The following is a 10,706-nucleotide window of genomic DNA, read 5'->3' on the forward strand; positions in this document are numbered from 1 at the left end:
TCGCCGAGAGTTCACAGGGTCCGAACCTCTCGGCTCCGGAACCCCCGAACAAACTGGCTATGCTCACGCCATGGCCGCTCTCGGATGGCTCACCCCCCGTAGGCGCTCCGCCACGGCGCGGAGCGTTTTGGCAGGCGAGGCCTCGGCGGAGGCAGCACGCAAGTCCTCCCAGGAAGCCGCCGGCACGACCGAGGAACCGCAGTTCCCGGTCCACGGCGACGACCGGGCCGCCGCCTTCTTCGACCTGGACAACACCGTGATGCAGGGCGCCGCCCTCTTCCACTTCGGCCGGGGCCTGTACAAACGGAAGTTCTTCGAGACCCGCGAGCTCGCCCGCTTCGCCTGGCAGCAGGCGTGGTTCCGGCTGGCCGGCGTCGAGGACCCCGAGCACATGCAGGAGGCCCGCGAGTCGGCCCTGTCCATCGTCAAGGGCCACCGCGTCGCCGAACTCCAGTCGATCGGCGAGGAGATCTACGACGAGTACATGGCCGAGCGCATCTGGCCGGGCACCCGCGCCCTCGCCCAGGCCCACCTGGACGCCGGGCAGAAGGTGTGGCTGGTCACGGCCGCCCCCGTCGAGATCGCCACGGTCATCGCCCGCCGCCTCGGCCTGACCGGCGCCCTGGGCACGGTCGCCGAGTCCGTCGACGGCGTCTACACCGGCAAACTCGTCGGCGAGCCGCTGCACGGCCCCGCCAAGGCCGAGGCCGTCCGCGCCCTGGCCGCCGCCGAGGGCCTGGACCTCGGCCGCTGCGCCGCCTACAGCGACTCGCACAACGACATCCCGATGCTCTCCCTGGTCGGTCACCCGTACGCCATCAACCCCGACTCCAAGCTGCGCAGGCACGCCCGCGAGCTGGACTGGCGCCTGCGCGACTACCGCACCGGCCGCAAGGCCGCCAAGGTCGGCATCCCGGCCGCCGCGGGCGTCGGCGCGGTGGCGGGCGGCACGGCGGCCGCCATCGCCCTGCACCGCCGCCGTCGCTGACCGGTCGATCAAAGCGGGACACCTTCGTTTACGGGATGACAAACCCCGTAAATCCAACTGGCGTACCCCCACAACCTCGTGTCCAGTCCTCTTGGCTGGACACGGCCACAACACGCCCTGGACTCAGCCCCAATCCGAACCTTTCCGATCAACAACCGCTCACGCTCCGGCACTTGATCCGGCGTCAATCGGTTACGGAAGCGACGTAATCGATGATTTGAGCAACTCGGTGTAGCAGCGCCTGCACGAAGCGTTATTCTCCTCAGACGCAAACCGGTACCCCTCCGTCGCTACGACGGGTGAAAGGTCCCGCACTGCACGTGATGGAAGCTCTGCCTCTGGGAGTCCCGTGTACCCACACGTCGGGGTTGACGCCTCGGGCCTGGCTACGCTGCGCGCAACGGTCCTCGACCTGTTGCGCGGCTTCGTCCCCACCGCGTACGCCGTCCCCGCATTCGCCACCGCCGCGCCCGTCGGTCCGTGCTACGCACTGGCCGACGGCAGCGCCGCGGTCGGCAGACGAGGCCGCCCGTCCGGGGCGGCCACCGCCCGCCGCCCGGCGGCGGACAGCGACAGCGCCCGGATGATGGACCTCGTCGAGCGCGCCCAGGCCGGCGAGGCCGACGCCTTCGGGCGTCTCTACGACCAGTACAGCGACACCGTGTACCGCTACATCTACTACCGAGTGGGAGGGAAGGCGACCGCCGAGGACCTCACCAGCGAGACCTTTCTGCGCGCCCTGCGCCGCATCGGCACCTTCACCTGGCAGGGCCGTGACTTCGGCGCCTGGCTCGTCACGATCGCCCGCAACCTCGTCGCCGACCACTTCAAGTCCAGCCGCTTCCGCCTGGAGGTCACCACCGGCGAGATGCTCGACGCCAACGAGGTCGAGCGCTCCCCCGAGGACTCCGTCCTGGAGTCCCTTTCCAACGCCGCCCTGCTCGACGCGGTGCGGCGGCTCAACCCGCAGCAGCAGGAGTGCGTGACGCTCCGCTTCCTTCAGGGCCTCTCCGTGGCCGAGACCGCCCGGGTCATGGGCAAGAACGAGGGCGCCATCAAGACCCTCCAGTACCGGGCCGTCCGCACCCTCGCCCGGCTCCTCCCGGAAGACGCCCGCTGACCGGCCCGCACGCTTGGCGACAGCCAACTCACAATCCGTGAAAGTCCGTTGACTTCGGCATCCGATCCTCCGGCGTCCGTAACCCAAGTGCCGCGCCGCTCGTTGTGCGGGATGCAGGCTCCCTGTGGTCACTCCCTGGCCGACTTCGATCACTCGATCGTGTGGTTGCCGTCAGGGTGTGCAACCCTCAGGACCCCCTGGGGAGTCGACCGTCATGACGAGAGGAGGTGCCGCCAGTGATCGCGAACGTATCGGCGCACCGGCGGGCGAACGCCTTCGCCCAGGCCCTGGAGGAGTCCGAGCCGGGCACGGCGGCGGCCGAGCAGTCCGAGGGCGCGGCACCGGCCCCGGCAGCCGCGGAAGCGACCGAAGGGGCGCGCCTGCTGGCGCTCGCCTCCGGTCTCGGGGCGCTGCCCAAGCCGGAGCTCGACCCGGAGGTCAAGGTCGTCCAGCGGGCCCAGCTGGTGGCCGCGTTCGAGGCCATGCTCCAGGAGGGCACCGCGGGAGGCGGGGCGACGGACCGCGCGGTCCCCGAGCAGCGCTCCACCCGCGCCCGTGGCGCTCACCGCGCGAGTTCCCTGAAGAAGTTCCGGCCGCGGTCCCGCCTCGCCAAGGGCCTCACGGCGGGCGGACTCAGCGTCGGCGTGGCCGCGAGCGCCTTCGGCGGAGTCTCCGCCGCGAGCTCGGACGCCCTGCCCGGCGACTCGCTCTACGGCCTCAAGCGCGGCATCGAGGACGTCAAGCTCGGCCTGGCCGACGGGGCGGACGAGCGCGGCCGGGTCTACCTCGACCACGCCTCCACGCGCCTCAGCGAAGCCCGCCGCCTGATGGAGCGCGGCCGCAGCGGCCCCCTGGACCACGAGTCCCTCGGTGAGATCCGCCGCGCCCTGTCCGGCATGCGGCACGACGCCTCCGAGGGCCACCGGCTGCTGAGCGAGGCGTACGAGCGCGACCCGGACTCACTCGGCCCCATCCAGGCCCTGTCGGCGTTCTCCCGCTCCCACCGCGAGGCCTGGGGCGAACTGCGCGAGAGGCTCCCCGTCCAGCTCGGGGACGTCAGCGACCAGGTGACGTCGGTGTTCGACGCCATAGAGGAGGACGTCGCCCCGCTGCGGTCCCTGCTCCCCGAGCCCCCGGCCACGGGCGGCGGCGACGGCAAGCGGCAGGGCGCCTCCCAGTCGGCCCCCAGCGGCTCCTCCGGCACGGACCGCTCGACCCGTCCCAGCGACGGCGGCGGCCGGCACAGCGAGGAGGGCCGCACCGGCAGCGGCGGCGGCAGCCCCAGCCGCTCGGCCGGCTCCGGCAGCGACGACGACGGCCTGCTCGGCGGCAACACCGGCGGCCTCCTCGACCCGCCGAAGAACACCGAGACCAGCACCACCCCGTCCGCGGACGGCGCCACTCCCGCCCCCGAGCCGGATGTGACGCTCCCTCCGCTCCTGCCGGGCCTGCTGCCCGGGCTGGGCATCGACAGCGAGGACGCCGACTAGCCGGCGGTACGACAGCGGGGGCGCCCCTTGCCGCAAGGGGCGCCCCCGTCGTCATGCCGGCCCGGGATCACCGGCGCCGGTTCAGAAGAACACCGACCGCCGCTGCACCAGCAGCTTGTACAGCGTGTGCTGGATCTGTTCCCTGACCTGGTCGGTCAGGTTGAACATCAGCATCGGGTCCTCGGCCGCCTCCGGCGGATAGCCGTCCGTGGGGATCGGCTCGCCGAACTGGATGGTCCACTTGGTGGGCAGCGGGACCGCCCCGAGCGGACCCAGCCACGGGAAGGTCGGCGTGAGCGGGAAGTACGGGAAGCCCAGCAGCCGGGCGACCGTCTTGGCGTTGCCGAGCATCGGGTAGATCTCCTCGGCCCCGACGATCGAGCAGGGAATGATCGGCGTCCCGGCGCGCAGGGCCGTGGAGACGAAACCGCCGCGGCCGAAGCGCTGCAGCTTGTAGCGGTCCGCGAAGGGCTTGCCGAGGCCCTTGAAGCCCTCCGGCATCACCCCGACCAGTTCGCCCTGCTCCAGCAGCCGGGACGCGTCCTCCGCGCACGCCAGGGTGTGACCGAGCTTGCGGGCCAGCTCGTTGACCACCGGCAGCATGAACACCAGGTCCGCCGCGAGCAGCCGCAGGTGCCGGCCCGCCGGGTGGTTGTCGTGCACGGCGACCTGCATCATCAGGCCGTCCATCGGCAGCGTCCCGGAGTGGTTGGCGACGATCAGGGCGCCGCCCTCGGACGGGATGTTCTCGACGCCCTTCACCTCGACCCGGAAGTACTTCTCGTACAGCGGGCGCAGCAGGGACATCAGGACCTGGTCGGTGAGTTCCTCGTCGTAGCCGAAGTCGTCGACCTCGTAGTCACCGGTGAGGCGGCGGCGCAGGAAGGACAGGCCGCCCGCGATCCGCCGCTCCAGGCCGCTCGCGCCGTCCGGGGACCGCTCGGGCCGCTGTTCCTCCGCTGTCACGGGAACATCATCCTGCCCGTCGGCCCGCGTGGGCAGGGGCTGCACCTCACGGACCGGCGCCGACTCCGTGCCCGCGCGGCGGTTCCCCCCGCTCCTGCGCCGCTGGGGGCGCTGCACGGCGCTCCCCCGGGACCGGTCGTCGTCGAACGGAATGACCTTGGCATCCGCCATCGTTGATGCGCTCCTCAGTTGGCGCTCTGCTTCGGGGGCCGGCCGCCGCCCGCGAGGGGCAGCGCGGCGATCCGGTCGACGGCCGCCGCGACCGCCTCCGGCGGCAGCAGTCCGGGGCCCTGGCTGCGGGCGAAGTCCGCGAACGTCTCCGCGGTCGTGTACTTGGGCTGGAACCCCAGCGTCTCGCGCATCTGGTCCGTGGACACCACCCTGCCGTGGGTGAGCAGCCGGATCTGCTCGGGCGAGAAGTCCGACATCCCCAGCGTACGCACCAGCGAGCCCGCCCAGGTGACCGCCGGGAGCAGCAGGGGCACGGTGGGGCGCCCGAGGCGCCGGGAGCACTGGGAGAGCAGCAGCACGCCGTCGCCGGCGATGTTGAAGGTGCCGCTGTTGAGCGTGCCCCGCCGCGGCTCGTGCGAGGCGAGGCGCAGCACCTCGATCACGTCGTCCTCGTGCACGAACTGCAGCCGCGGGTCGTAGCCGAACACCGTCGGCAGCACCGGCAGCGCGAAGTACGAGGCGAGCGGGGTGTCCGCGGCCGGTCCGAGGATGTTGGCGAACCGCAGCACGCAGACCGCCACATCGGGCCGGCGGCGCGCGAAGCCCCGCACATAACCCTCGACCTCGACGGTGTCCTTGGCGAAGCCGCCGCTGGGCAGGGACTTGGGCGGGGTCGTCTCGGTGAAGACGGCCGGATCGCGCGGCGCCGAACCGTAGACGTTCGTACTGGACTTCACGACCAGCCGCTGCACGCTCGGGGACTTCTGGCAGGCGCCGAGCAGCTGCATGGTGCCGATGACGTTGGTCTCCTTCAGGGAGGCCCGGTTGCCGCTGCCCAGCGGCGTGCCCGTCACGTCCAGGTGGACGATCGTGTCGGCCCCCGTCTCGGCGAGCACGCGCGCGATGCCGGGCTGCCGGATGTCGGCCTGGACGAAGTCCGCGCCGCCCAGATGGTGCTCGGGCGGCACCGCGTCCACGGCGACGACCCGGTCCACCTCGGGGTCACGCTGGATCCGCCGGACGAACCGGCCCCCCAGCTGGCGGGCCACTCCGGTGACGAGCACGACCTTGCCCAAGATCAGCGCCTTCCTTCCAGGGAACCTCTCGTCCCGCCGCGTTCCCCCGTGGAGCCAACTTAGCGGGTCGGTGTCGCGCTGTGATGACCGCCCGATGCGCGAAGTGACGGAAGCAGCCGGATGCGGGAGCGGACACGCGTGTGGCCCCCCACCCGTGGGTGGAGGGCCACAGCGACGCTCTCGCGGTGTCCGCGTCGCGACTTACTTCTTGTTGCGACGCTGGACGCGCGTGCGCTTGAGCAGCTTGCGGTGCTTCTTCTTCGCCATCCGCTTGCGCCGCTTCTTGATAACAGAGCCCACGACTACCCTCGCTCACTTCTCATCACTCGGTTGTTTGGGCGCCATGGGCCCACACGACCTACGAGGGGCTAGCCTACCCGCCCGAGCGCTGAGGTCGTAATCGAGGCGGCCGGAGTGATCCCGAGTGCCCTGTGAGGGACCACCCCGCCCCAGCCGTCAGGCCGTTTCCACCCCCACGTAACTCTCGCGGAGGTACTCGTGAACCGCTTGCTCCGGGACGCGGAAGGACCGCCCCACACGGATCGCGGGCAGATGACCGCTGTGCACCAGCCGGTACACGGTCATCTTCGACACTCGCATCACCGAGGCGACTTCCGCCACGGTAAGGAACTGAACCTCGTTCAGAGGCCTCTCGCCAGCTGCAGCCATGACACACCTGAACCTTCCGCACTCGACGGCCACCGGCTTCCCCTTCCGGTGACTCTTCGTCGCTGCGTGCTCACTCCCCAATGTAGGGGCGGGTGATGCGAGTGGGGAAGAGGTGCACCCATCGGCGGCCTACTGTGACAGACACGCCCGATTGAGTACGTAGCGGGTAAGCGGCAGGTAGTAATCGGACCGCACGCCGTCATCAAGTGGAACGGCGACGGACACGCACCCCTCGGCCTCCCCCACGAAGGGCGCCGGGTCGTCCGCGTCGGCCGGGCCGATGGCCTCGAACCCCAGCTGACCTGCCCCGCAGACCCAGCCGTGGTCCCCGATGACCAGCTCGGGCAGGGGCCCGCCGGCCTCCGCGGCGGCGGCGAGGACGGTACGAACCGGGAGCGGTGAGTGGGTGTGTGCGCCGGGCTCACAACCGGGGCGTTCCGGCCCGGGCGCCCGCACCAGCGCGACTCCCCGTACGTAGGCGAGGTTGTACGTACGTAGACCGAACCGGGTCGTTATGTCGACACAGCGACCCTGCGCTGGGGTGAGGACGGTACATCCCGCCGCCGACAACGCGTCTGCCAGAGCGGCGTAGAAACCGAGCAGCCGGTGCGGGTGCCCGGTCCCGAGGAGCACGGGCGCACCCCGCCGGGCGACCGCGGCGAGACGGTCCGCGAAGGCGTCCAGCGCGGCCACCGTCCGGCCCGGGTCGATCACATCCTGGCCTGAAGTCCGCCGGAGATCAGCCGTCACCCCGCACCGGTCGGCCATCAACTCGACCACGTCCCGCGGTTCCCAGGCACCTTCGGGGTCGATACCGATCAGCACCCGGGGATCCCGCGCGGCGAACAGCCGGTAGCGGCGCAGACTCTCCTCCCGCGAGGTCGCCACGACCCCGGCGAGCCGCGCCCCGACCAGATGCGCGCGAAGGGCTTCGGGAGTCAGCACACGGCGATCGTGCGCGACCGGGCCGTCACCTGTCCCGGGAACGGGCGAACACCGCACGGTCGGCGTACGGCCCCCGCGGCGGCCCGTCCCCCGGCCGGCCCCTCACGCGAGCATCCCCCGCAACGGGAACACCGCCCGCCGCGTCGCCAGCACCGCCTGGTCCAGCCGGTCGGCGGGGTCGTAGCCCTCCTCCCAGCCGGCCCACTCCACGGGCCAGCGTCCGTCCGTCATCCGCCCGGGCGCCAACTGCCGCGTCCTGGCGAAGACTTCCTGGCGCCACGCCTCGGGGATCGGCGTCTCGGGGGCCACCGCCTTCCCCGCCGCGATCGCGACCAGATGCGTCCACGAGCGCGGCACGACGTCCACCACGGCGTAGCCGCCCCCGCCGAGGGCCACCCAGCGCCCGTCGGCGTGCTCGTGGGCCAGGTCGTGGCAGGCCACCTGCACCGCCCGCTGCGCGTCCAGCGACACCGCCAGGTGCGCCAGCGGGTCCTCGAAGTGGGTGTCGGCCCCGTGCTGCGTCACCAGCACCTGCGGCCGGAAGTCGGCGATCAGCTCCGGCACCACCGCGTGGAACGCCCGCAGCCACCCGGCGTCCCCGGTCCCGGCCGGCAGCGCCACGTTCACCGCCGAGCCCTCCGCCGACTCCGCCCCGGTCTCCTCCGGCCACCCGGTCTGCGGGAACAGCGTCCGGGGATGCTCGTGCAGCGAGATCGTCAGCACCCGCGGGTCGTCCCAGAAGGCCGCCTGCACGCCGTCCCCGTGGTGCACGTCGACGTCGACGTACGCGACCCGCTCGGCCCCGAGCTCCAGCAGCCGGGCGATGGCCAGCGAGGCGTCGTTGTAGATGCAGAACCCGGAGGCGCCACCCGGCATCGCGTGGTGCAGCCCGCCCGCGAAGTTCACCGCGTGCAGCGCCTCACCGCGCCAGACGGCCTCCGCCGCCCCCACCGACTGCCCGGCGATCAGCGACGACACCGCGTGCATCCCCGCGAACGCCGGATCGTCCATCGTCCCCAGCCCGTACGACTGGTCCGCCGTCCCCGGGTCCGCCGAGGCCGCCTTCACGGCCTCGATGTAGTCCTCCCGGTGGACGAGCCGCAGTGTCGACTCCCCGGCCGCCTTCGCGGCGACCACGTCCACCTCCCGGTCCAGCCCGAAGGCGTCGACCAGGCTCCAGGTCAGGGCCAGCCGGACCGGGTCCATCGGATGGCCCGAGCCGAAGTCATAGCCCGTTACTGCCTCGTCCCACATCAGCTGTGCGCGGCCGCTCATGCCCGCCACCGTATCGGTCCGGCCGAGGCGCGAACGACCGGGCGTACACCAGCGTCACCAGCACCAACACCATCGGCACGAGCATGGCCCCGCGGTAGCTCCACAGATCGCCGAGCGCGCCCACCAGCGGCGAACCGATCAGGAAACCGGCGTAGTTGAAGACGTTCAGCCGGGCCACCGCGGCGTCCGAGGCCCCCGGGAACAGCCGCCCGGCCGCCGCGAACGTCTGCGGCACCAGCACGCACAGCCCCAGTCCCAGCAGCGTGAACCCCAGCATCCCCACCCACGCCCCCGGCGCCCCGGCCACGACGGCGAACCCCGCGGCCGCCACCAGCGCCCCGCCGCGCACGACCGCCACGGCCCCGAACCGCCGCACCCCGAAGTCCCCGATCGCCCGCCCCAGCAGCGTGGTCACCATGTACACGTTGTACGGCACGGTCGCCATCTGCTCCGAGCTCCCGAGCACGTCCTGGAGGTACTTCGCGCTCCAGTTGGAAACCGTCGAGTCCCCGATGTAGGCGACCGTCATCACCAGACACAGCGGCAACAGCCACTTGAAGACGACGACCTGCCCCTCGCCGTGCCCCTCCGGCACCGCGGGTGCCGCCGCGCCCCGGTCGTCGACGTACCACCGGCTCCCCACCAGCACGACCGGCAGCAGCACCGCCACGACCGGCAGATACGACACCCACAGCGCCAGGTCCCAGTGCGCCCCCGCCCAGGCCAGCGACGCCCCCACGATCCCGCCCAGACTGTAGGCGGCGTGGAAACTCAGCATGATGCTGCGCCCGTACGCCCGCTGCAGGCTCACCCCGAGCATGTTCATCGACGCGTCGAGCATCCCGACGGCGAGCCCGAACGCGGCGAGCGCGATCCCCAGCTCCACCATCCGATCCCCGGCCCCGACCCCGAGCAGCGCCAGCAGCACCACGGGCTGCGACCACCGCAGCAGCCGGCTCGGCGGCACCCGCCTCACCAGCCGCTCGGTACTCACGCTCCCGATCCCGGCGAGGACCGGCACGGCGGCCAGGAACGCCGGCAGCAGCGCGTCGGAGACCCCGTACCGCTCCTGGATGGCCGGAATCCGCGTCACGAGCAGAGCGAAGGCGACCCCCTGCACGAGGAAGCTGAACGCCAGCGAGGCCCTGCCGCGCCGCAGCACATCAGTCATGGCGGCGAGCGTAGGGCCCCGGCCTACCCGTGGGTAGATCCGGTCAAAGATGAATTCGGCTCAGCTTCTGTGGCCAGCACTCCTCACCCGAGGAGGCCGGGCAGCTCCCCCATGTCGGAGAAGAACCGTCCGGCGCCGACCAGCCGTTCCGCCGGCGTCATCGCGGTGAACCCGTAGACGTCCATCCCGGCCGCGTTCGCCGCCCGCACGCCCAGCGGACTGTCCTCGACGACGACACACCGCTCCGGCGCGACCCCCATGCGCTCGGCCGCGTACAGGAACAGGTCCGGCGCCGGCTTGCCCCTGCCCACGTCCTCCGAGCTGAAGATCCGCCCGTCGTCGAACCACCGGTCGAGCCCGGTCGTCCGGTGTCCCACCCGGATCCGCTCATGGCTCCCGGACGACGCCACGCAGTACGGCACGGAGTCGGCGACCAGTTTCTGCAGGACTTCCTCGACACCGGGCACCGGCTTCAGGTCCTGCTCGAAGGCCGCGAAGACGCGGGCGTGGAACACGTCGTCGAAGTCGGCCGGCAACCGCCGCCCGGTCCGCTCCGCCACCAGGTCGTGAATACGGTGCATGGCCGAGCCCATGTAGTCCCGCAGGGAGTCCTCGTAGGTGGTCGGGTGCCCGATCTCGGTCAGGTAGGCGGCCAGGAGCCGGTTGGAAAGGGGCTCACTGTCGACGAGAACACCGTCATTGTCGAAGATCACGAGGTCGTAGCGCATGAAACCGAGCCTAAACGCAGAAAACCCCCGCATCATAAGATGCGGGGGTTTTCCCAATGATTGTTCGGCGGCGTCCTACTCTCCCACAGGGTCCCCCCTGCAGTACC

General features: G+C 71.6%; 11 protein-coding genes. 3 read left to right on the forward strand and 8 right to left on the reverse strand.

Annotation, left to right across the window (positions count from 1 at the left end; translation table 11 throughout):
• Positions 1 to 70: 70 nt before the first annotated feature.
• The 3 genes from AC07DA_RS26580 (at position 71) to AC07DA_RS26590 (ending at position 3,598) form a co-directional block, all read left to right on the forward strand.
• Positions 71 to 988, forward strand: coding sequence for an HAD family hydrolase (locus AC07DA_RS26580; RefSeq protein ID WP_425950186.1), 918 nt, complete (start codon positions 71 to 73; stop codon positions 986 to 988).
• A 349-nt stretch (positions 989 to 1,337) separates the two neighbouring features.
• Positions 1,338 to 2,108, forward strand: a complete 771-nt coding sequence (locus AC07DA_RS26585) for an ECF subfamily RNA polymerase sigma factor, BldN family (protein ID WP_031117141.1) — start codon at positions 1,338 to 1,340, stop codon at positions 2,106 to 2,108.
• Between the two features lie 236 nt (positions 2,109 to 2,344).
• Entirely contained in the window at positions 2,345 to 3,598 is a 1,254-nt protein-coding gene (locus AC07DA_RS26590) for a DUF5667 domain-containing protein (RefSeq protein WP_479130712.1), read from the forward strand.
• An 81-nt stretch (positions 3,599 to 3,679) separates the two neighbouring features.
• Here AC07DA_RS26590 and AC07DA_RS26595 read toward each other — a convergent pair whose 3' ends face one another.
• The 8 genes from AC07DA_RS26595 to AC07DA_RS26630 all read right to left on the reverse strand — a co-directional run bounded on the left by AC07DA_RS26595 (position 3,680) and on the right by AC07DA_RS26630 (position 10,599).
• A complete protein-coding gene (locus AC07DA_RS26595) occupies positions 3,680 to 4,735 on the reverse strand; it encodes a lysophospholipid acyltransferase family protein (protein ID WP_479130713.1) in 1,056 nt (351 codons plus the stop codon).
• Between the two features lie 14 nt (positions 4,736 to 4,749).
• Positions 4,750 to 5,811, reverse strand: a complete 1,062-nt coding sequence (locus tag AC07DA_RS26600) for an NAD-dependent epimerase/dehydratase family protein (protein WP_479130714.1) — start codon at positions 5,809 to 5,811, stop codon at positions 4,750 to 4,752.
• 201 nt (positions 5,812 to 6,012) lie between these two features.
• Positions 6,013 to 6,111: a 30S ribosomal protein bS22 gene (locus AC07DA_RS26605; RefSeq protein ID WP_003948845.1), complete on the reverse strand. Its 99-nt coding sequence runs from the start codon at positions 6,109 to 6,111 to the stop codon at positions 6,013 to 6,015.
• A 156-nt stretch (positions 6,112 to 6,267) separates the two neighbouring features.
• The gene (locus AC07DA_RS26610) at positions 6,268 to 6,480 is read right to left on the reverse strand and encodes a helix-turn-helix domain-containing protein (protein ID WP_004984898.1); all 213 of its coding nucleotides are present in this window, start codon (positions 6,478 to 6,480) and stop codon (positions 6,268 to 6,270) included.
• Positions 6,481 to 6,609: 129 nt separating this feature from the next.
• The gene (locus AC07DA_RS26615; RefSeq protein ID WP_479130715.1) at positions 6,610 to 7,425 is read right to left on the reverse strand and encodes a phosphatase; all 816 of its coding nucleotides are present in this window, start codon (positions 7,423 to 7,425) and stop codon (positions 6,610 to 6,612) included.
• A gap of 102 nt (positions 7,426 to 7,527) precedes the next feature.
• Positions 7,528 to 8,700, reverse strand: a complete 1,173-nt coding sequence (locus AC07DA_RS26620; RefSeq protein WP_479130716.1) for an acetoin utilization protein AcuC — start codon at positions 8,698 to 8,700, stop codon at positions 7,528 to 7,530.
• Positions 8,651 to 9,871 carry an MFS transporter gene (locus tag AC07DA_RS26625; protein ID WP_479130717.1) on the reverse strand — a complete coding sequence of 407 codons (1,221 nt, stop codon included), beginning with the start codon at positions 9,869 to 9,871 and terminating at the stop codon, positions 8,651 to 8,653. Before AC07DA_RS26625 ends, AC07DA_RS26620 begins: the two co-directional genes overlap by 50 nt.
• Positions 9,872 to 9,954: 83 nt before the next feature.
• Positions 9,955 to 10,599 carry an HAD family hydrolase gene (locus AC07DA_RS26630; RefSeq protein ID WP_479130718.1) on the reverse strand — a complete coding sequence of 215 codons (645 nt, stop codon included), beginning with the start codon at positions 10,597 to 10,599 and terminating at the stop codon, positions 9,955 to 9,957.
• Positions 10,600 to 10,706 lie beyond the last annotated feature (107 nt).

It is taken from the genome of Streptomyces sp. NPDC044921 (genome assembly GCF_056432865.1).